This window comes from Klebsiella sp. MBT K-1 (genome assembly GCF_002556465.1).
Lineage (GTDB): Bacteria > Pseudomonadota > Gammaproteobacteria > Enterobacterales > Enterobacteriaceae > Klebsiella > Klebsiella grimontii.
The window spans coordinates 182,974-204,891 of sequence record NZ_PDEL01000009.1; the positions used below are offsets into that span (position 1 = coordinate 182,974).

Sequence of the window (21,918 nt, forward strand, 5' to 3'; positions counted from 1 at the left end):
CGCTTTTTTTTTACCCCCTTCTTGATACCGGGCAATAATCGACTTCGCGATTACGAAGATACTCCCTTTGGATTATCCAGCATAAAAAACTAATAAAGACTAATTTCGTTGTATCAATAACTATATAACGGCTTTAAGTTCATTGTGAGCAACCGAAGCGAGTATCTATGAAAATCAAAACCCCCGATGCTTTACTGGCTGCCGAGGTGAGCCGGCGTGGTTTAATGAAAACCACGGCGATTGGCGGGCTGGTGATGGCCAGCAGCGCTTTTACCTTACCCTTCACGCGCATTGCCCATGCCGCAGACAACCTCAACCCTGTCAGCGAAACGCTCACCTGGAGCGCCTGTACGGTGAACTGCGGAAGCCGCTGCCCGCTGCGGATGCATGTGGTTGATGGTGAGATTAAATATGTTGAAACAGACAATACCGGTGACGATAACTACGACGGCTTGCACCAGGTTCGCGCCTGTCTGCGCGGTCGCTCGATGCGTCGGCGCGTCTACAACCCGGATCGCCTGAAATATCCGATGAAGCGGGTGGGCAAACGCGGAGAGGGCAAATTCGAACGCATCAGCTGGGAAGAAGCGTTCGATACTATCGCCAGCAATATGCAGCGCCTGATAAAAGAGTACGGTAATGAGTCCATCTATCTGAACTACGGAACGGGAACCCTCGGCGGAACCCTGACTCGCTCATGGCCGCCGGGGAAAACCCTGATTGCCCGTCTGATGAACTGCTGCGGCGGTTACCTCAACCATTACGGTGACTACTCCACCGCTCAAATCGCCGCGGGACTGAACTACACCTACGGCGGCTGGGCCGATGGCAATAGCCCGTCGGATATCGAAAACAGCAAGCTGGTGGTGCTGTTTGGCAATAACCCGGGGGAAACCCGGATGAGCGGCGGCGGGGTGACCTACTACCTGGAACAGGCGCGGGAGAAATCCAACGCCAGACTGATTATTATCGATCCACGCTATACCGACACCGGTGCCGGACGCGAAGATGAGTGGATCCCTATCCGCCCCGGAACCGATGCCGCGCTGGTCTCGGCGCTGGCGTGGGTGATGATTAACGAGAATCTCGTAGACCAGCCTTTCCTCGACAAGTACTGCGTAGGCTATGACGAGAAAACGCTGCCGGAAGGCGCGCCGGCCAATGGTCACTATAAGGCCTATATTCTCGGTCAGGGCAAAGACGGTATCGCGAAGACCCCAGAGTGGGCGTCGACGATTACCGGCATTCCTCAGGCGCGTATCGTGCAGCTGGCGCGTGAAATCGCCGGCGCAAAACCTGCCTATATTTCTCAGGGATGGGGCCCGCAGCGCCATGCTAACGGCGAGCTGGTTTCTCGCGCGATTTCCATGCTGGCGATCTTAACCGGCAACGTTGGAATCAACGGCGGGAATACCGGCGCGCGTGAAGGCTCTTACTCGCTGCCGTTTGAGCGCATGCCGACGCTGGATAACCCGGTTGAAACAAGTATTTCCATGTTTATGTGGACCGATGCGATTGAGCGCGGAGCGGAAATGACCGCACTACGCGACGGCGTGCGTGGTAAAGATAAGCTCGACGTCCCCATCAAAATGGTCTGGAACTATGCCGGTAACTGCTTGATTAACCAGCATTCAGAAATCAACCGTACCCATGACATCCTCCAGGATGACAAAAAGTGCGAGATGATTGTGGTCATTGATTGCCATATGACCTCGTCTGCGAAATATGCCGATATTCTGCTGCCGGATTGTACCGCCTCGGAGCAGATGGATTTTGCCCTCGATGCTTCCTGCGGCAACATGTCCTACGTGATTTTTGCCGACCAGGCCATCAAACCGCGTTTTGAGTGCAAAACCATCTATGAGATGACTACCGAGCTGGCGAAGCGCATGGGCGTTGAGCAACGCTTCACCGAAGGCCGCACTCAGGAAGAGTGGCTGCGTCACCTCTATGAGCAATCCCGTAAAGCGATCCCGGCGCTGCCGCCGTTTGATGAATTCCGCAAGCAGGGGATCTTCAAACAGCGCGATCCGCAAGGCCACCACGTTGCCTATAAGGCTTTCCGTGAAGATCCTGCCGCCAATCCGTTAACGACCCCGTCAGGGAAAATTGAAATTTACTCTGCGCAGCTGGCGGAAATCGCGGCGACCTGGGAGCTGAAAGAAGAGGATGTTATCGACCCGCTGCCGATCTACAGCCCTGGGTTTGAAAATTATGACGATCCGCTGGCTAAAAAATATCCGCTGCAGCTGACCGGCTTTCACTACAAAGCCCGCACTCACTCCACCTACGGCAACGTTGACGTACTGAAAGCCGCGTGCCGTCAGGAGATGTGGATCAACCCACTTGATGCGCAGAAGCGCGGTATCGCCAATGGCGATCGGATCCGCATTTTTAACGATCGCGGTGAAGTGCATATCGAAGCCAAAGTGACCCCGCGAATGATACCGGGCGTGGTCGCGCTGGGTGAGGGGGCCTGGTATAACCCGGACGCCGGTCGCGTGGATCAGGCTGGCAGCATTAACGTGCTGACCACCCAACGCCCATCGCCGCTGGCGAAAGGCAATCCATCGCATACCAACCTCGTCCAGGTTGAAAAGCTGTAAGGAGTGACCGATGACAACTCAATATGGATTTTTTATTGATTCCGCCCGTTGCACCGGTTGCAAAACCTGCGAACTGGCATGCAAAGACTACAAAAACCTCACGCCGGAGGTGAGTTTCCGTCGTATCTACGAATACGCGGGCGGCGACTGGCAGGAAGATAACGGTGTCTGGCAGCAGAACGTGTTTGCCTATTACCTCTCTATCGCCTGCAACCATTGTGAAGATCCGGCCTGCACCAAAGTTTGCCCGAGCGGGGCGATGCATAAACGTGAAGATGGCTTTGTCGTTGTCGATGAGGATGTCTGTATCGGCTGTCGCTATTGCCATATGGCCTGCCCGTACGGCGCGCCGCAGTACAATGCGGCAAAAGGGCATATGACCAAATGCGACGGCTGCCACGAACGCGTCGCCGAGGGCAAAAAGCCGATTTGCGTGGAGTCCTGTCCGCTCCGCGCGCTTGATTTTGGCCCGATTGAAGAGCTGCGTAAAAAACACGGCCAGCTGGCTGCCGTTGCGCCGCTGCCTTCGGCCCACTTCACTAAACCAAGTATTGTGATTAAACCTAACGCCAACAGCCGACCGTGTGGAGATACCACCGGCTATCTGGCTAACCCGAAGGAGGTGTGAGATGGGGAGTGGATGGCATGAATGGCCGCTGATTATTTTCACGGTCTTTGGTCAGTGCGTGGTGGGCGGCTTTATTGTACTGGCTCTGGTGCTCATGAAAGGCGACTTATCGCGTGAACAGCAGCAGCGCGTGGTGTGGAGCATGTTTGGCCTGTGGGTGCTGATGGGCGTGGGCTTTATTGCCTCAACCCTGCATCTTGGGTCGCCCATGCGCGCGTTTAACTCGCTCAATCGCGTAGGGGCCTCGTCGCTCAGCAATGAAATCGCCAGCGGGGCGCTTTTCTTTGCTGTCGGCGGTATTGGCTGGCTGCTGGCGGTGGTCAATAAGCTACCGGCGGGACTGCGTCATCTCTGGCTGATTATTACCATGGTGCTGGGGGTTATCTTTGTCTGGATGATGGTCCGCGTCTATAACACTATTGATACGGTACCCACCTGGTATACGGTCTGGACGCCGCTGAGTTTCTTCCTGACGATGTTTATCGGCGGTCCGCTGCTGGGATATCTGCTGCTGCGCGTTGCGGACGTTACCGGCTGGGCGATGCGCCTGCTGCCGGCGGTGACCCTGCTGGCGCTGGTGATTAGCGCGAGCGTGGGGCTAATGCAGGGAAGCGAGCTGGCGACAATCCATAGCTCCATCCAGCAAGCTTCCGCGCTGGTGCCGGACTACGGCTCGCTAATGGCCTGGCGTCTGGTTGCGCTGGCGTTGGCCCTGGTCTGCTGGATCGCTCCGCAGCTCAAAGGCTATCAGCCCGCATTGCCGATGCTGGGGCTGGCTTTTGTGCTAATGCTGGTCGGCGAGATGATCGGCCGCGGCGTCTTCTACGGCCTGCATATGACCGTAGGGATGGCAATCGCCAGCTAACCGCCCTTTATCGCGCCAGGATATTACTTTCTGGCGCGATAAAAAGTGCGGTCGATTCATGAAATATTTCTACCGATACTCCCACCTCATTTTCCTAATAAATTAATAAAAACAATGGAATAATATAAACAACTATTCTGTTGCCGATCCGCTGGATAAAAAACTTCTATCGTACGCCCGCAAACCGCGTCACGCCTGATTTCAGGTGGATTGACAATGTTTGCAGCAGTGGCATGATGCGCACGAAATCTGAACTCCATCACGGTTTATATCCATGACCATCTACACCCGGCCAGTGCAAATGTTGCTCTGTGGCCTGCTTCTGTTGACCCTGGCGATAGCGGTTTTAAATACGCTTGTCCCGCTTTGGCTCGCCCATGAAAATATGCCGACCTGGCAGGTCGGCATGGTAGGGTCGTCCTACTTTACCGGTAATCTGGTGGGGACATTGCTCGCCGGATGGGTGATTAAGCGTCTGGGTTTTAATCGTAGCTATTATCTGGCATCCATTATTTTTGCCGTGGGCTGCGTTGGGCTCGGCATTACGCTTGGCTTCTGGAGCTGGTTCAGCTGGCGCTTTATCGCGGGCGTCGGCTGCGCGATGATTTGGGTGGTGGTGGAGAGCGCGCTGGTCTGTAGCGGCACTTCGCGGAGCCGCGGTCGCCTGCTGGCGGCGTATATGATGATTTATTACGTTGGCACGGTGCTGGGCCAGTTAATGGTCAGCAAACTGCCGACGGATGTGATGAGCGTCCTGCCGTGGGTGACGGCGCTGGCTCTGGCGGCCATTCTGCCGCTGCTGTTTGCTCGCGTGGCGACTCGGGGCGATGAGCCGCACGAACCGGCGCGTATCTGGCCAATGTTAAGGCTGCGTCAGGCCCGTCACGGGGTCAACGGCTGCATTATTTCCGGTATCGTGCTCGGCTCGCTGTATGGCCTGATGCCGCTGTGGCTTAACCACCAGGGCGTCAGCGATTCCGGCATCGGCTTCTGGATGGCGGTGATGGTGAGCGCAGGCATCGTTGGGCAGTGGCCGATTGGTCGGCTCGCCGATCGCTACGGTCGCCTGCTGGTTCTACGCGTCCAGGTGTTTGTGGTGATTCTCGGCTGTCTGGCGATGTTAAGCCAGGCCGCAATGGCGCCTGCGCTGTTCGTGCTGGGCGCTTCCGGCTTCACGCTCTATCCGGTCGCTATGGCCTGGGCCTGTGAAAAAGTGGAGCGTCATCAGCTGGTGGCGATGAACCAGGCGCTGTTACTGAGCTATACCGTGGGCAGCCTGCTTGGGCCAACGCTGACCGCGATGCTGATGCAGAATTTCTCTGACAATCTGCTGTTTATCATGATAGCCAGCGTGTCCTTCATCTACCTGCTGACGCTGCTGCGCAAAGCGGGGCATCACCCTACGCCGGTTGCTCACGCCTGATTGTGGTCGAAAATAGCCAGGAGAGGCGCCCCTGGCTATCGATTAATGCGAAGCGAGAAGCGCTTCAAGCTGGGCCTGATTGTGAACCTCGGTGAATCGCCGTAGTCTGTCCTCCTCATCCAGCCAACTGACTAACCGCTGGATTGTCTGAATATGCTGTTCGCTATCGGCCGCCGCCAGTACGACTATCAGCCGAATACCGGGATGCTGCGGAAAATCAACGGCCTTGCTACAGCAAAGCAGCGAAAGCGCGCTGTTTCTGCTCAGCACTCCGGCTTCCGGTCGCGCGTGCGGTAGCGCAAACGCCGGGCTCAGTATATACCAGGGACCATCCTGCTCCGTGGCGCTGATAATAGCCCTGGCATAGCTTCCGGTGATTTTTCCCTGCTGCTCAAGCGGGCGGCAGGCGAGCTGAACGGCGCTGCGCCAGTTCAGGCTGTCGCTGGTGAACTGACAGGCGGAAAATAGCGTCTCTTCCATATATGTTCCCTTTACGCGCGAGCTGACCGGCTCGCCTGGTGGTTAGCGTAGAGCGTTAAATAGCGCTTCTCCCGAGATGCCGTATTTCGCTTTTAGCTGCCTGCTATTACCCGATTCGGTAAATGTGTCCGGCGTTCCCAGCCGAGTGAGGCGGGCCGGATGCGCCTTTTGCGCCAGGGTTTCCGCGATCAGTCCGCCGAGGCCGCCGTTTACCGTGTGATTTTCAAGCGTAGCGATAAGCGGGCAGCCTTCAACCAGCCGATAAAATGCCTGCTCGTTAAAGGGCTTGAGGGTTGCAACGTGAATAAGCTTGCCTTTTTTGCCGCTGGCGATCAGCTTTTCATAGCCATCGGTAGCCTGCTCCAGCACCGTCCCTTCAAACAGAATCGCGAAATCGGCGCCGCTATCGGCGATGGCGGCGATATCGCTGACCCGCGGAACGACGCTTTTATCGCGAACCGGCATCGGCTCGCGCGCCACGCGAATATAGACGGGGCCCTTTATTTTGGCCGCTTGCTCAAAGGCCTCGGCGATCTCCTCCGCATCTGCCGGGGTCAGAATGGTTAATCCCGGGAGGACGCGGGTCAGCGCTAAATCCTCCAGCGCATGATGCGAAGCGCCGTCCGGACCATCATCCATACCGGGGTGGCTACCGACGAGTTTAATATTGGCTTTGGCATAGCACGCCTGCCGCAGCTGGGTCCAGGCGGTGCCGGTGACGAACATGGCAAAGTTGACGTAGAAGGGCATAAAGCCCTCCAGCGCCTGGCCGACCGCGAAGCTCATGGCGGAACCTTCCGCAATGCCCATTTCGAAAAAAGCCTCTGGATAGACGGCCTGAAACTGGTCAGTACGGGTGGAGCTGGCTAAATCGCTGTCGATAACAACGACGGGATAGCCCTTTTCTTTAAGGTCAATCAGGGCATTACCGATCTCATCACGGGGCGCTTTCATCACTGTAACTCCTCCATTGCCTGCTGAAATTGTTCTTTACTCGGGGTTTTTGAGTGCCAGTCGCCGTTGTTTTCCATATAGCTGACGCCGGAGCCTTTGGTGGTGTGCGCCACGATAGCGACAGGTTTACCTTTCAGGTGGCGGGATAGCATCAGGGTATCGGCAACCTGATGCATATCATTGCCGTTATGCAGTTCCAGTACATGCCAGCCAAAGCTGCGGATTTTGTCCGCCAGCGGCTCGAGGTTAACGACTTCATTGACCGGATCGTGGGAAGAGAAGCCGTTGTAATCGATGATGGCGACCAGGTTATCCATTTTCATATGCCCGGCCTGCTGTAGCGTCTCCCAGATTTGGCCTTCATGCATTTCACCATCGCCAACGATGGCAAACACCCGGTGCGGATCGTTGCGCCGCTTTTTGGCGGCCGCCATACCCAAAGCAATCGACAGCCCCTGGCCCAGCAGGCCGGTCGTTGCATCGACCTCGGGTAGCGACTTTATGCTCGGGTGACCCTGCAGACGCGAGTTGATCTGTCGGAACGTAGAGAATTCGCTGCGATCGATCTTCCCTTTTTGGTACAGCATGGCGTACTGCGCGGCGACGGCGTGGCCTTTACTCATCACCACGCGCGAGCGGGGAGAGGCGGCCAGATCGACCTCTTGATAATAGAGCCAGGTAAGAATGTCGATTATCGATAATGCTCCGCCCGGATGGCCAATTCCGGACTCGTAAATCAGGGTGACGATCTCGCGGCGGGCGGCAAGCGCGTGGGATTTCAGTTCATCAATGTTCATGTTCTTTCCTTCTTAGGGCAGCATTTTGCCGATGTAGTACACGACCAGACCCAGCGCGACGAAGTCGGTTTCCGGGAAGCTGGTGCCTGAAAGACCGACGGACTCCATAATCGGGTAAATCAGCGCGGGGCCGATGCCGATCAGGATCCCGGTGATGAAGCTCCCGGCAATCGCGCCTTTCCAGCCGCCGGAGGCATTACCAAATACCGCTGCGGTCGCGCCGATGAAGAAGTAGGGGATGGCTACCGGGATAATCACGGTCTGGCCAAGGATCGCCAGAAAGCCCATCACCACCAGCCCGCCGACAAACGAAGAGATAAACCCCAGCACCGTGGCGGTCGGGGCGTAGGGAAAGACCACCGGACAATCAAGCGCGGGTTTGGCGTTAGGGATAAACTTTTCCGAGATGCCAAGGAAGGCCGGAACAATTTCTGACAGCAGCAGGCGTACGCCGGTAATAATGATGTACAGCGAGGCGGTAAAGGTCAGCGACTGAAAGAGCGGGTAAACCAGCCAGTGCATCCCGCCGGCCGCAGCGGTGACCGCGGCTTTCCCGGCAGCGAGCGCGGCGATGTAATAGAAAATGCTCACCGAGATCGACACTGAGACGATGTAGTCTTTAAAGATCCCCAGCCAGCCGGGGAGATTCAGCTTTTCGGTAGATTGTTTAGGATCGCCGACCTTTGAGCCGATCCAGCCGGATGCGGCGTAGGCCAGGGTGACGTAGTGCCCCATCGCGATCTCATCGTTACCGGTAATTTTTCGCATCCACGGCTGCGCAATAGCCGGATAGAGGCAGGCGGCGAGACCCAGCAGGACGGAGCCGACAATGATGGTCGTCATGTCGCTGTAGCCCAGCGCCTTCAGCGTCACGGTAAGCAGCGCGGAGAGATAAAGGTTATGTTGCCCGGTCAGAAAGATGTATTTAAACGGCGTCACGCGGGCAAAGAACAGGTTCCAGCCAAAGCCAATCACCATGATTAGCGATACGCACATGGCGAATTTGGTTTGCGCCAGTCCGGTTAGCGCTTCCGCCAGCGGCATTACGCCCTTAAGGCCAAATCCATCGCTGAATAAGGTCTGAAAATTACCCAGGGAAGTGACCGCCAGACCGGCGCCGCCGGCGAAAACCAGAAAACCGACGATGGTCTTGAAGGTGCCGGAAAGCACTTTTTCAATCGGCTTACGTTGGATTAACAGGCCGATTAATGCAATAAAGCCAACTAAAAGTGGGGTTACGCCCAGAATGTCGAATACAATAAATCTGAGGAAATCCATATTGCCTCCGGGAGAGGTTAGTTGCTTTGAACGATGTCAGTGAGCGCAGACTCCATCTCTTCACTGTTCATCAGGTCGGTAATGCCGACAGCTCTGAATCCGGCGGCTTCGACTTCATCGGTGAGATCGCGCATAGTGATGACAAAATCAATGTCTCGCCAGGTGCGTAAGCCTGAGAGGACGTCGTGTTCCAATTCGATATCCCAGCCGTGTTTGTCGATGATTTTTTGGGCTTTGATTTTGAGCATTAAGGAGCTGCCCATACCGGTACGACAGACTATGAGACCTTTCATTCGATGTTCTCCTGTGTGTAAAAATAATTATTTTTATTTGTTTATGTGAGATAATAATTATTATCTTTACCGCAGGCCGAAAGATGTGACTGTGTTTGCATTTTGAGCAAATAGGGCGAAAAATGAGCTATATAGACAACAACTTGTTGATTAGCATAAGAAATGGAGCTTCAGGGCTAAGCCCAATACTGGAGAAAGTGGGCCGTTTTATTACGGAGAATCCTGACTTTGTGATGCGTCACACGATTTCAGAACTGGCCGACTCCATTGATACCAGTGAGGGCAGCATCACCCGTTTTTGTCGGGCCTTTGGTTTTAAAGGTTTCTCGGATTTCAGAACCGCGCTGGCGATGGAGCAGGGCGCCGCGCGTTTGGAAGATAGCGGTAGCCACGAGAGCGAAGAGATTGCGCCGGTGCTGGCGAGCATTCGCGACAGTAATGCCATTGTCGATAGCCAGGAGCTGAAAGCCGCGGCTGACTGGCTTAACGCCCTGAACAGCATCGCTATCTATGCCGTGGGCACGGCGGTGCCGGTGGCGTTATTCCTGCAGATGAACCTCATCAATATGGGTAAGGCGGCAAGCTTTGTCGATCGCTCCTACCCGGCGGCGATGCCGTTGCTTTCTGATAACCAGAAAACCGGCATTATTGTGGTGCATAGCGAACAGGCGTCGGCGGATATGATGCAGGCCCTGTCGCTGGCAAAGCAGCAGGGCGTTAAAATATTGTCGCTGACCCGCGGGACGTTTGCGCCGCTGGCCCGTTTGTCTGACTGGAATCTTCAGGCGGCGGTGGCCCTACAAGGGGAAGGCGAATCGGGGTTTGCGGAAATTGCCGGGGCAATGATGGTGGCTGACCGGATACTGAGCGCGCTTGAAGAGCAGGATGAACGCTATGCGGAATATCGTAAAGCGCATCAGAAGCGGATTTTCTCAATTGAGAGCGTGGCGAATAAGCTGTCGGAATATTTTATGTCCTGATGCTTATCGCTGGAGGAGAAACCCGGTAGCGCAAGGTCTACCGGGAGATAACCTTAGTACATCACCTTATGACCGTACTGCTCGAGAATACCCTTCACGCGTTCCATGGTCTCTTTCTTCGGCGGATGGACGCCATCCAGCTTGTACTCTTCGCCCATGGCTACCCATTTGTGTTTGCCCAGCTCGTGGTACGGCAGCAGTTCAATCTTCTCGACGTTGCCCATGTCACGGGTAAACTCGCCCAGGCGATGCGCGGAATCGTCGTCGTCGGACCAGCCCGGGACCACAACGTAGCGGATCCAGACGTTGATGTTTTTGTTTGACAGGTAACGGGCAAACTCCAGCGTCCGATGGTTAGAGACGCCAACCAGATTCTGGTGAATTTCATCATTCATTTGCTTGAGATCGAGCATCACCAGATCGGTGACTTCCAGCAGTTCATCAATAACCGGGTCGTAGCGGCGCACAAAGCCGTTGGTATCGAGACAGGTATGAATACCTTCTTTCTTGCAGGCGCGGAACCAGTCGCGAACAAATTCGGCCTGCAGGATAGCCTCGCCGCCGGATGCCGTCACGCCGCCGCCGGAAGCGTTCATAAAGTGGCGATAGGTCACCACCTCTTTCATCAGCTCTTCAACGGTAATCTCTTTGCCGCCGTGGGTATCCCAGGTGTCGCGGTTGTGGCAATAGAGGCAGCGCATCAGGCAGCCCTGGAAGAAGGTGATAAAGCGGATCCCCGGGCCATCGACGGTGCCACAGGATTCAAAGGAGTGAATGCGACCAATTGTTGACATTGCGGTGATATCTCCGAATTTGGCCCATCCGGGGCCTATGTAGATGCACAGCTCAAAGGCTATGTCGAGTCTGTTTTGGCTGTTATCCATAAAGTATAGACAGCAGACAAAAGAGACTGGGGCAGGATGATATTGCTAAAAAGGCCCCACTTGCGTGGAGCCTTTATTGTACGCTTATTACTGTACGATTTCAGTCAATACCATTACATGGTCTGAGTGAAGGTACGAGTAATCACGTCCTGCTGCTGTTCTTTAGTCAGGGAGTTAAAACGTACTGCGTAGCCGGATACGCGGATGGTCAGCTGCGGATATTTTTCCGGGTTTTCCATCGCGTCGAGCAGCATCTCGCGGTTCATGACGTTGACGTTCAGATGCTGACCGCCTTCGATGGACGCTTCGTGGTGGAAGTAACCATCCATCAGGCCGGCGAGGTTAGTTTTACGCACTTCGTCGTCTTTGCCCAGCGCGTTCGGCACGATAGAGAAGGTGTAAGAAATACCATCTTTCGCGTAAGCAAACGGCAGTTTCGCAACGGAGGTCAGAGAGGCAACAGCACCTTTCTGGTCACGACCGTGCATCGGGTTAGCACCTGGTCCGAACGGAGCGCCAGCGCGACGACCGTCAGGGGTGTTACCGGTTTTCTTACCATACACAACGTTAGAGGTGATGGTCAGCACGGACTGAGTCGGGATAGCGTTGCGGTAGGTGTGCAGTTTCTGAATTTTCTTCATGAAACGTTCAACCAGGTCAACGGCCATATCATCGACGCGAGAGTCGTTGTTACCAAACTGCGGGTATTCACCTTCGATTTCGAAGTCGACAGCCAGACCGTTTTCGTCACGAATCGGTTTAACTTTCGCATATTTGATTGCGGACAGGGAGTCAGCCGCAACGGACAGACCTGCGATACCGCATGCCATGGTGCGGATAACATCACGGTCGTGCAGCGCCATCAGTGAAGCTTCGTAGCTGTACTTGTCGTGCATGTAGTGGATGATGTTCAGCGCAGTGACGTACTGTTTAGCCAGCCAGTCCATGAAGTGATCCATGCGCTCCATCACTTCGTCGAAGTTCAGGACGTCGCCTTTGATCGGTTCAGATTTAGGACCAACCTGCATTTTCAGTTTTTCATCAACGCCGCCGTTGATTGCGTACAGCATGGTTTTCGCCAGGTTAGCGCGAGCACCGAAGAACTGCATTTGCTTACCAACAACCATCGGGCTTACGCAGCAAGCGATAGCGTAGTCATCGTTGTTGAAGTCAGGACGCATCAGATCATCGTTCTCGTACTGCAGAGAAGAGGTATCGATGGACACTTTCGCAGCGTATTTTTTGAAGCTCAGCGGCAGTTTTTCAGACCACAGAATGGTGATGTTCGGCTCCGGAGACGGCCCCATGGTGTACAGGGTGTTCAGGAAACGGAAGCTGTTTTTGGTGACCAGAGTACGGCCGTCAACGCCCATACCGCCGATAGATTCGGTTGCCCAAATCGGGTCGCCAGAGAACAGTTCATCATATTCAGGAGTACGCAGGAAACGAACCATACGCAGTTTCATGACCAGGTGGTCAATCATTTCCTGTGCGTCTTGCTCGGTGATTTTACCGGCTTTCAGGTCACGTTCGATGAAGATGTCCAGGAAGCTGGAGGTACGACCGAAGGACATTGCTGCGCCGTTCTGAGATTTAACGGCAGCCAGGTAACCGAAGTAGGTCCACTGGATAGCTTCCTGAGCGGTGGTTGCAGGACCAGAGATATCGCAGCCGTATTTAGCCGCCATTTCTTTGATCTGACCCAGCGCGCGGTGCTGTTCAGAGATTTCTTCACGCAGACGGATGGTTGCTTCCAGATCTTCGCCGTTTTCCAGTTTCTCTTGCAGAGAAACGAACTGAGCGTATTTGTCTTTCATCAGGAAGTCGATACCGTACAGCGCAACGCGACGGTAGTCACCGATGATACGACCACGGCCATAGGCATCCGGCAGACCAGTCAGAACGCCAGATTTACGGCAGTTCAGGATGTCTTTGGTGTATACGTCAAACACGCCCTGGTTATGAGTTTTGCGGTATTCGGTGAAGATTTTCTTCAGCATCGGGTCCAGCTCGCGATCGTACGCTTTGCAGGAACCTTCTACCATTTTGATACCACCGAACGGGATAATCGCACGTTTCAGCGGCGCTTCAGTCTGCAGGCCAACGATTTTCTCGAGACCTTTCTCGATGTAGCCAGCGTCATGAGAAGTGATGGTGGACGCAAGGGAAGTATCAAAATCAACAGGCGCGTGAGTGCGGTTTTCCTGTTTAACGCCTTCCATTACGGTGTCCCACAGCTTGGTGGTCGCGTCAGTTGCGCCAGCCAGGAAGGACTCGTCACCTTCGTACGGGGTATAGTTTTTCTGGATGAAGTCGCGTACGTTGACTTCGTTCTGCCAGTCACCTTTCGCAAAACCTTCCCAGGCTGTGGCTAACTTTTCATTAAGCTCGGACATGTAACACCTACCTTCTTAAGTGGATTTTTTATTTACTGCCTGAAACAACCCTTAGTGATGGTCGTCGCCACGCAGGTAAATGACCCAGTATGTCAACCCAACCAGCAGACCACCGCCGATGATGTTCCCGATAGTTACCGGAATCAGGTTATCAGTGATGAAGTTCATGACGGTCAGGTGAGAGAAACTTTCCGGAGTTGAACCAACTGCGGTCCAGAATTCCGGGCTTGCAAAGTCGCGGATAACGATACCCAGCGGGATCATAAACATGTTCGCGATACTATGCTCAAACCCGCTGGCAACAAACATTGCCACCGGTAAAACCATAATCATGGCTTTATCCATCAGGCTACGGCCGGAGTAACTCATCCATACCGCAAGGCAGACCATCAGGTTTGCCAGGATACCCAGGCACACGGCTTCAACAAAAGTATGGTGCATTTTGTGGTCGGCGGTTTGCAGAACGTTAAGTCCCCATTGACCGTTGGCAGTCATATATTCGCCTGAAAGCCACATCAGCAATACAAACAGTAAGCAACCAATCAGGTTACCAACATAGACGTTGAGCCAGTTTTTCGCCAGTTGACCCCATGTGATTCTTCCGCTGGCTTTCGCGACAACGATAAGAACGGTTGAGGTAAACAGGTCGGCACCGCAAATAACGCAGAGAATCAAACCCAGTGAGAAGCAGATGCCCCCAATCAGTTTGGCAACCCCGAATGGCATCCCGGCCGTGCCGGTTGTCGCGGTAATATAGAAAACAAAAGCGATAGAGATGAAGACACCTGCGGTGATAGCCAGATAAAACGTCTTTATCGGATGTTTTGTCGCTTTATAGACGCCCGCTTCTTCGGCGACTTTCGCCATGGCAGCAGGGAGTAAAAGATCAAAAGGGTTGTCAGCTTTCACACTAACTCTCTCTTTATGTAAGTTGGCGGTGAGATACTAACAAAGCATTATAGAAGGGAATTTGATGTAGATCATATCCTACCGGAACTATAGGCCTTTTTAGTGTGTGGATTTGCTTATTTATTGAGTTAACTTTTTGTTTTTTAATAAAAAAATAAATTTTAAAATTTACAAATAATGTTGATTATTTTCATTTTGCCCCCGTTTTTCGGTTAATTAAAATGGGGTATTTTTATTAAAATTAACAATATTTGCGGCAGTATTTTATTATTTCTCACCACTAATTAACTTTATAGCTACAACATCGGCGGAAATAGTGCAAAACAGGAAAAAGGGGTCGCAGTCGACCCCCTGTTATCGTCATTTTAACGGAAGAAACGCTTTATTTCGCCCAAAATGCGGCTTTCGCGCGCTGTAGCTTTTCATAGGCCTTCAATAACGACTGATGAGCCGGGAAAGCCATCAAATCGCTGTCAACGGCCTGCAGCCCATAAAACGGTGCTTCTCCGCTGAGCGCGGCGCTGGCAGCTTCTACGGCATCGGCGCCGTACATGCGCACAAAAGCGTTCAGATACTGCAGCGGCTGACGCTCTTCTTCCTGGCTCAGTAGCAGCAGGGTTTGCAGGCAGCGGTAGTAATTGGCGCGCTCGGCGCTAAAGATGGAGGCGTTGAACTCCATCGTCCACTCGGTCCAGATCAACGCCTGCTCGAGATCGCCGCCCGCCAGCGCCAGCATTGCTTTCAGCTCGCCAATGCGCAGGGTATACCAGCCGTTGTCTTTGCCGGTCGCCAGACCCAGCAGTTCGCGCACGCGGGTGAAATCATCGAGGCCTTCATCGTCCATTTGTTCGATAAGCGCCAGATAATCTTCTTTTTCCCACTCGCTTTCCGGCAGGGAAAGAATCGTTTCCCGCAGAGGCGCGCCCATGCTGTTATTCGCCAGCCAAAGGTCTTCCGCCGGATAGATATCAGACATGCCCGGGACAATGATTCGGCAGGCGTAGACGCTCAGGTGTTCGTAATCGGCGATGTAAACTTCTTTATCTTCTTGTTTAAAGATAGCCATCAGAGTGGCGAACTCTTCATCCGTGGTCCCGGAGAAGCTCCAGTCCACGAACGGATAGTCGGCATCCTGCTTAAACATATCCCAGGAGATCAGGCCGCTGGAGTCGATAAAGTGCGTTTCAAGGTTCGCATGTTCGGCGACTTCTTCATCATCGAAGGTTGGCGGCGTGAAAACGTCGAGATCTTTCAGGCTGCGGCCCTGTAGCAGTTCGGTAACGGTACGTTCCAGCGCCACGCCGAAATCGGGATGTGCGCCGAAAGAGGCGAAACAGGTGCCGTTAGCCGGGTTAAACAGTACGACGCAGATAACCGGATATTTGCCGCCGAGCGAACCATCATATGCGAAAATCGGGAATCCTTCGGCCTCCAGCTTATTGATCGATTCTACTACGCCCGGATACCGCGCCATCACCTCCGCAGGGATCTCCGGCAGGCTGATGCTCTCGGCGATAATGCGGTTCTTAATATGGCGTTCAAACACTTCCGAAAGCCCCTGAACGCGGGCTTCGTTGCGGGTGTTGCCCGCGGACATCCCGTTAGAAACGTACAGGTTGCCGACGATATTCATCGGAATATAGATCGTTTCACCATCAGACTGACGGGTGAACGGCAGGCCACAGACGCCGCGCTCGTCATTACCAGACTGCAGATCCACCAGCATGCTGGCGGTTAACTGCTCGTCAGGATCGTAGAACGCGCGCAGGCGGGCATCCAGCAGGCCTTCCGGCACGTCGTCATCGTCGGTTAACGGGAACCATTTTTCATTAGGGTAATGGACGAAAGGGCCATTCGCGATGGTCTCGCCCAGCCAGAAATCGGCAAAGAAATAGTTAGTCAAGAGGCGCTCAAAGTACTCTCCGAGCGCGGAGGCCAGCGCGGCTTTTTTGGTGGCGCCTTTGCCGTTGGTGAAGCACAGGGCGCACTCTTTATCGCGGATATGCACTGACCAGACGTGCGGTACCGGGTTGAGCCATGAGGCCTCTTCAATATCAAATCCGAGGTCGAGCAACTTCTGCTGGAAGCGAGCGATGGAATCTTCCAGGGCGGCATCTTTGCCGGGTATAAATGTTTGAGTCATGGCGGTCACTTTTATCGTACGTAAAGCGCGCAATGATACGGGTTTTAGATGACGGGTGCTATCTCCATCGTCTGGCTATGCTTATGTCACTCAATAACTGTTCAGGCGTAAAACATGAAGACATTTGACTGGCATCGTATGGCACTGGATAAAGTGCCCGTGGAATTTCTGGCCGAGGTGGCATTACGGAGCCTCTACACCTTCGTACTGGTATTTATTTTTCTCAAGATAACCGGGCGGCGGGGCGTTCGTCAGATGTCTCTGTTCGAAGTGCTCATCATTTTGACTCTCGGTTCGGCCGCGGGCGACGTCGCATTTTACGATGACGTCCCTATGCTGCCGGTACTGGCGGTTTTTATTACGCTGGCGCTGCTGTATCGATTGATTATGTGGCTGATGGGGCATAGCGAAAAACTTGAGGATCTGCTGGAAGGCAAGCCGATTATTGTTGTGGAAAACGGCGAGCTGGCATGGGAGAAACTGCAGGCGGAAAACATGACCGAATTTGAATTTTTTATGGAGCTGAGAATCAGCGGGGTTGAACAACTGGGACAGGTGCGGCTGGCTATTCTGGAAACTAACGGCCAGATCAGCCTCTATTTCTACGAGGATGAAGATGTTAAAGCCGGACTCTCCATTCTTCCTTCCCGCTTTACCGATCGTTTTACCACTATTCCCCGGGACGACCATTATGCCTGCGTTCGCTGTAGCGCAATCCTTACGCTACGCGCCGGGGATAAACAATTATGCCCTCGCTGCGCAAATGCAGAATGGTCGAAGGTCAGCCGGGCAAAAAGAGTCACTTGACAGCAATTATGTCGGTTTTATGACGTCAAGCTGGCAGATTCTTTTGTGTGAGCGAGGCCGCATTTCCCCGACGCTCAGTTTTAGCCATTGCGGTGCGTGTCACTGAATGATAAAACCGATAGCCACAGGAATAACTTATGCCCGCGACGGTTCGCGGGTAAATAACATAGCAAGTGGTGAGGGGAAATGGCTCAGGTCTATAACTTCAGTTCAGGCCCGGCAATGCTGCCGGCGGAAGTACTCAAACTGGCGCAAAAGGAACTGTGCGACTGGAACGGTTTGGGAACGTCGGTGATGGAAATCAGCCACCGTGGCAAAGAGTTCATTAAGGTGGCTGAAGAGGCGGAACAGGATTTTCGCTCCCTGCTCAATATTCCTTCCAATTATAAAGTTTTATTCTGCCACGGCGGCGGTCGCGGACAGTTTGCCGGTATCCCGCTGAACCTGCTTGGCGATAAAACCGTTGCCGACTACGTCGATGCCGGCTACTGGGCGGCCAGCGCGGTAAAAGAAGCGCATAAATACTGCACGCCGAACGTGATCGACGCCAAAATTACCGTTGACGGCCTGCGCGCGGTTAAACCGATGAGCGAATGGCAGCTGACTCCGGGCGCTGCCTACCTGCACTACTGTCCGAACGAAACCATTGACGGTATTGCCATTGAAGAAGCGCCAAACTTTGGCGACGATGTGGTCGTCACGGCGGATTTGTCATCGACGATTTTATCCCGTGAAATTGACGTTAGCCGCTATGGCGTGATCTACGCCGGCGCGCAGAAAAACATCGGCCCTGCTGGTCTGACGCTGATTATTGTGCGCGAAGATCTGCTGGGTAAAGCCAGTGTAGCCTGCCCATCGATTCTGGATTACTCCATTCTGTCCGCCAATGACTCCATGTTTAACACGCCGCCGACATTTGCCTGGTACCTGTCAGGTCTGGTGTTTAAATGGCTGAAAGAGCAGGGCGGGGTTGCCGCTATGGATAAAATCAACCAGCAGAAAGCCGACCTGCTCTATAGCACCATCGATAACAGCGCTTTCTATCGCAACGATGTCGCTGCGGCGAACCGCTCGCGCATGAACGTGCCGTTCCAGCTGGCGGACAGTGCGCTTGATAAACTGTTCCTCGAAGAGTCCTTTGCCGCCGGTCTGCATGCGCTGAAAGGCCACCGCGTCGTGGGCGGCATGCGTGCTTCCATCTATAACGCCATGCCGCTGGCGGGCGTGAAGGCGCTGACCGACTTTATGCAGGACTTCGAACGCCGTCACGGTTAATCGCTGTCGTGTTTTTCATCCCCGCAGCCGCTCTGCGGGGTTTTTATTCTGTTTGTTTGAGAGTTGAGTTTAATGGAATCCCTGACGTTACAACCCATCGCACGCGTAGATGGCACGATTAACCTGCCCGGGTCCAAGAGTGTTTCTAACCGTGCCTTGCTGCTGGCGGCTTTGGCCCGGGGCACTACGGTGCTGACCAACCTGCTGGATAGCGACGATGTACGCCACATGCTGAATGCCCTGAGCGCGCTGGGAGTTCATTATACCCTGTCTTCCGATCGTACTCGCTGTGAAGTCACCGGCAACGGCGGCCCTCTGCAGGCGGCTGAAGCACTAGAACTGTTCCTCGGTAATGCTGGAACGGCGATGCGTCCGCTGGCGGCTGCGTTATGTTTAGGCCGTAACGATATTGTGCTGACCGGCGAACCGCGAATGAAAGAGCGGCCGATTGGCCACCTGGTTGACGCGCTGCGTCAGGGCGGAGCGCAGATTGATTACCTGGAGCAGGAAAACTACCCGCCGCTGCGCCTGCGCGGCGGTTTCAGCGGCGGCCAGGTTGAAGTGGACGGCAGCGTTTCCAGCCAGTTTCTGACCGCGCTGCTGATGGCGGCTCCGCTGGCGCCGCAGGATACCGCGATCGTGATTAAAGGCGATCTGGTTTCCAAACCTTATATCGATATCACGCTGCACCTGATGAAAACCTTTGGCGTTGAGGTTGAAAACCAGTCTTATCAGCGCTTTATCGTGCGCGGCAATCAACACTACCTCGCGCCGGGCGACTATCTGGTGGAAGGCGATGCCTCCTCGGCATCCTACTTCCTCGCCGCTGGCGCGATCAAAGGCGGTACGGTGAAGGTCACCGGTATTGGCCGCAACAGCGTACAGGGTGATATCCGTTTTGCCGATGTGCTGGAAAAAATGGGCGCAACCGTTACCTGGGGCGATGACTTTATTGCCTGCACCCATGGTGAACTGAACGCCATCGATATGGATATGAATCATATTCCGGACGCGGCGATGACGATCGCCACGGCAGCCCTGTTTGCGAAAGGCACCACGACTCTGCGCAACATCTATAACTGGCGGGTCAAAGAGACCGACCGTCTGTTTGCTATGGCCACGGAGCTACGTAAAGTGGGAGCAGAGGTTGAAGAGGGGGAGGATTACATCCGCATTACTCCACCTGCGAAGCTTCAGTTTGCTGAGATCGGCACCTGGAACGACCACCGTATGGCAATGTGCTTCTCGCTGGTGGCACTTTCCGATACGCCGGTCACCATCCTTGACCCGAAATGTACGGCGAAAACGTTCCCGGACTACTTCGAGCAGCTGGCGCGAATCAGTACGCCGGCCTGAATGACGTGAGTTTAAGGTAAAAACGCCGACCATCGTGTCGGCGTTTTTTTATGTCTGCTTGTCGGGCGGGAAACTAAATGCTAGCCTTGGCTGCTTGTAAATGCAGGATTTATAAGCATTTAATATGAAAATCAATGGATGATTGATATGAGAAATACAAAAGTAATGCTGGCTTTAGCGGTTTCCGCCACGTTGTTGGCAGGTTGTAAAAATATGCAGGGGATGGACACCAACGCCCTCGTAAGTTCAGGGATGACGGCCTACAAAGCGGCAACGCTTTCTGACGCTGAAGTCAAAGCGCTTTCCGACGATGCTTGTAAGCAAATGGATAGCGAAAATAAACAGGCCGGCGCTTCAAGTAAGTACACCAAACGTCTGAATAAAATTGCCAAAGCGCTTGGAAATAACATCAACGGTACCCCGGTAAACTATAAGGTTTATATGACGTCAGATGTCAATGCCTGGGCAATGGCCAACGGCTGCGTGCGCGTCTATAGCGGCCTGATGGACATGATGACCGATAATGAAGTTGAAGCTGTACTGGGCCATGAACTGGGTCACGTCGCGCTGGGCCACTCGCGTAAAGCGATGCAAACCGCGTATGCAACCGTCGCCGCGCGTGATGCCATTTCGGCAACCGGCAGAGCGGCTGCAAGTCTGTCAAAATCCCAGTTGGGCGACATTGGCGAGGGGATGATCAACTCAGCCTTCTCTCGTTCGCAGGAGTCGGACGCCGATGATTTCTCTTACGATTTGCTGAAGAAGCGCAAAATCAGCACCCAAGGCTTGGTGGGAAGCTTCGAAAAACTGGCCAGTCTTGACGCCGGGCGTAGCAAATCTCTGTTCGATTCACACCCACCTTCAACAGAACGCGCGCAGCATATTCGCGACCGTATCGCCGCAGATAAACAGTAAAACGACATCATCTTCCGGGCTGTTGCTCTGACAGCCCGCTATAATTGCACAATTCTTCCGCAGGAGATTTCCTGTTATCCGTAATTTACAAGCAATGCTCACTTTCTGTCGTAGAGATGCGTATAATGCGCGGCGTTTATATATTGATGCGCCCTGCTGAAGGAGAAAAAGATGACGGCAACAGTTCCGGTAATCACCATTGATGGGCCTGGCGGTGCGGGCAAAGGCACCTTATGCAAGGCAATGGCAGAAACGCTGGGCTGGCATCTGCTCGATTCTGGGGCGATTTATCGCGTGCTTGCTCTCGCGGCCCTACATCATCATGTGGATGTTGAATCCGAAGAGGCGCTGGTGCCGCTGGCTGCGCACCTGGATGTGCGTTTTGTCTCCACTGACGGTAGCCTGGAAGTGGTTCTGGAGGGGGAGGATGTTAGCGCTGAAATTCGCACTCAGGATGTTGCCAACACGGCATCTAAAGTGGCTGCTTTTCCTCGCGTGCGTGAAGCATTGCTCCGCCGCCAGCGAGCCTTTCGCGAATTGCCGGGCCTGATCGCCGACGGACGCGATATGGGCACCGTCGTATTCCCTGATGCGCCGGTGAAAATTTTCCTTGACGCTTCCGCGGAAGAACGTGCTCATCGCCGCATGCTCCAGTTGCAGGAAAAGGGCTTTAGTGTTAACTTTGATCGCCTTTTATCCGAGATAAAAGAGCGCGACGATCGCGATCGCAATCGTACAGTCGCGCCGCTGATCCCGGCTGCCGATGCCTTAGTTCTTGATTCAACAGAACTAAACATTGAGCAAGTGATTGAAAAAGCGCTACAATATGCGCGCGAAAAACTGGCTTCCGCTTAATCGTCTTATCGAAAAAGCACAAGAGCCTCCGAATTTTAGCAGTACCCCCGCAGCAATGGAGTGTTAGCGGGTAT

At 54.0% G+C, this 21,918-nt stretch carries 19 protein-coding genes; 10 read left to right on the forward strand and 9 right to left on the reverse strand.

What is annotated here, in order from left to right; genetic code table 11:
- Positions 1-167 precede the first annotated feature (167 nt).
- From dmsA to CMQ96_RS15530, 4 genes are all read left to right on the forward strand, one after another.
- Positions 168-2,606 (forward strand): dimethylsulfoxide reductase subunit A, encoded by a 2,439-nt coding sequence (gene dmsA / locus CMQ96_RS15515; RefSeq protein ID WP_064410962.1) that lies wholly within the window; start codon positions 168-170, stop codon positions 2,604-2,606.
- A 10-nt stretch (positions 2,607-2,616) separates the two neighbouring features.
- Positions 2,617-3,234, forward strand: a complete 618-nt coding sequence (locus CMQ96_RS15520) for a DMSO/selenate family reductase complex B subunit (protein ID WP_004871693.1) — start codon at positions 2,617-2,619, stop codon at positions 3,232-3,234.
- Position 3,235: 1 nt separating this feature from the next.
- Positions 3,236-4,099 carry a dimethyl sulfoxide reductase anchor subunit family protein gene (locus CMQ96_RS15525; protein ID WP_098066996.1) on the forward strand — a complete coding sequence of 288 codons (864 nt, stop codon included), beginning with the start codon at positions 3,236-3,238 and terminating at the stop codon, positions 4,097-4,099.
- Between the two features lie 274 nt (positions 4,100-4,373).
- Entirely contained in the window at positions 4,374-5,522 is a 1,149-nt protein-coding gene (locus CMQ96_RS15530) for an MFS transporter (protein ID WP_098066997.1), read from the forward strand.
- Positions 5,523-5,564: 42 nt separating this feature from the next.
- On the opposite strand, the gene CMQ96_RS15535 is transcribed toward CMQ96_RS15530, so the two are convergent.
- Genes CMQ96_RS15535 through CMQ96_RS15555 form a run of 5 tightly spaced genes read right to left on the reverse strand, consistent with a single transcriptional unit; the run spans position 5,565 to position 9,324 of the window.
- Positions 5,565-6,002 carry a PTS sugar transporter subunit IIA gene (locus CMQ96_RS15535; RefSeq protein WP_098066998.1) on the reverse strand — a complete coding sequence of 146 codons (438 nt, stop codon included), beginning with the start codon at positions 6,000-6,002 and terminating at the stop codon, positions 5,565-5,567.
- Positions 6,003-6,044: 42 nt separating this feature from the next.
- Positions 6,045-6,956, reverse strand: coding sequence for a transketolase family protein (locus CMQ96_RS15540; protein WP_024360083.1), 912 nt, complete (start codon positions 6,954-6,956; stop codon positions 6,045-6,047).
- Positions 6,956-7,753, reverse strand: coding sequence for a transketolase (locus CMQ96_RS15545; RefSeq protein WP_004871681.1), 798 nt, complete (start codon positions 7,751-7,753; stop codon positions 6,956-6,958). The genes CMQ96_RS15540 and CMQ96_RS15545 overlap by 1 nt, the downstream gene beginning before the upstream one ends.
- A gap of 12 nt (positions 7,754-7,765) precedes the next feature.
- Positions 7,766-9,031: a PTS ascorbate transporter subunit IIC gene (locus tag CMQ96_RS15550; protein WP_004871676.1), complete on the reverse strand. Its 1,266-nt coding sequence runs from the start codon at positions 9,029-9,031 to the stop codon at positions 7,766-7,768.
- A gap of 17 nt (positions 9,032-9,048) precedes the next feature.
- A complete protein-coding gene (locus CMQ96_RS15555) occupies positions 9,049-9,324 on the reverse strand; it encodes a PTS sugar transporter subunit IIB (RefSeq protein ID WP_004100672.1) in 276 nt (91 codons plus the stop codon).
- A gap of 122 nt (positions 9,325-9,446) precedes the next feature.
- Here CMQ96_RS15555 and CMQ96_RS15560 point away from each other — a divergent pair, with 122 nt between their 5' ends.
- Positions 9,447-10,304, forward strand: a complete 858-nt coding sequence (locus CMQ96_RS15560; protein WP_098066999.1) for a MurR/RpiR family transcriptional regulator — start codon at positions 9,447-9,449, stop codon at positions 10,302-10,304.
- Positions 10,305-10,357: 53 nt separating this feature from the next.
- Here the strand turns inward: CMQ96_RS15560 and pflA are convergent, their stop codons facing one another.
- The 4 genes from pflA to ycaO form a co-directional block, all read right to left on the reverse strand.
- Positions 10,358-11,098 carry a pyruvate formate lyase 1-activating protein gene (pflA, locus tag CMQ96_RS15565; protein ID WP_004871674.1) on the reverse strand — a complete coding sequence of 247 codons (741 nt, stop codon included), beginning with the start codon at positions 11,096-11,098 and terminating at the stop codon, positions 10,358-10,360.
- Between the two features lie 203 nt (positions 11,099-11,301).
- Complete coding sequence (gene pflB / locus CMQ96_RS15570; RefSeq protein ID WP_024360081.1) at positions 11,302-13,584, reverse strand: formate C-acetyltransferase; 2,283 nt, start codon at positions 13,582-13,584, stop codon at positions 11,302-11,304.
- Between the two features lie 51 nt (positions 13,585-13,635).
- The gene (gene focA / locus CMQ96_RS15575) at positions 13,636-14,493 is read right to left on the reverse strand and encodes a formate transporter FocA (RefSeq protein ID WP_004849465.1); all 858 of its coding nucleotides are present in this window, start codon (positions 14,491-14,493) and stop codon (positions 13,636-13,638) included.
- Positions 14,494-14,875: 382 nt separating this feature from the next.
- Positions 14,876-16,636 (reverse strand): 30S ribosomal protein S12 methylthiotransferase accessory factor YcaO, encoded by a 1,761-nt coding sequence (ycaO, locus tag CMQ96_RS15580; protein WP_098067011.1) that lies wholly within the window; start codon positions 16,634-16,636, stop codon positions 14,876-14,878.
- A gap of 114 nt (positions 16,637-16,750) precedes the next feature.
- Here ycaO and CMQ96_RS15585 point away from each other — a divergent pair, with 114 nt between their 5' ends.
- The 5 genes from CMQ96_RS15585 (at position 16,751) to cmk (ending at position 21,844) form a co-directional block, all read left to right on the forward strand.
- Positions 16,751-17,443 (forward strand): DUF421 domain-containing protein, encoded by a 693-nt coding sequence (locus tag CMQ96_RS15585; RefSeq protein WP_024360079.1) that lies wholly within the window; start codon positions 16,751-16,753, stop codon positions 17,441-17,443.
- Positions 17,444-17,629: 186 nt separating this feature from the next.
- On the forward strand, positions 17,630-18,718 hold the full coding sequence (serC, locus tag CMQ96_RS15590) for a 3-phosphoserine/phosphohydroxythreonine transaminase (RefSeq protein WP_024360078.1): 1,089 nt from the start codon (positions 17,630-17,632) through the stop codon (positions 18,716-18,718).
- Between the two features lie 72 nt (positions 18,719-18,790).
- Positions 18,791-20,074: a 3-phosphoshikimate 1-carboxyvinyltransferase gene (gene aroA, locus CMQ96_RS15595; RefSeq protein WP_024360077.1), complete on the forward strand. Its 1,284-nt coding sequence runs from the start codon at positions 18,791-18,793 to the stop codon at positions 20,072-20,074.
- A 147-nt stretch (positions 20,075-20,221) separates the two neighbouring features.
- Positions 20,222-20,989: a M48 family metallopeptidase gene (locus tag CMQ96_RS15600; protein ID WP_098067012.1), complete on the forward strand. Its 768-nt coding sequence runs from the start codon at positions 20,222-20,224 to the stop codon at positions 20,987-20,989.
- 171 nt (positions 20,990-21,160) lie between these two features.
- Entirely contained in the window at positions 21,161-21,844 is a 684-nt protein-coding gene (gene cmk / locus CMQ96_RS15610; RefSeq protein WP_024360075.1) for a (d)CMP kinase, read from the forward strand.
- Positions 21,845-21,918: the final 74 nt, after the last annotated feature.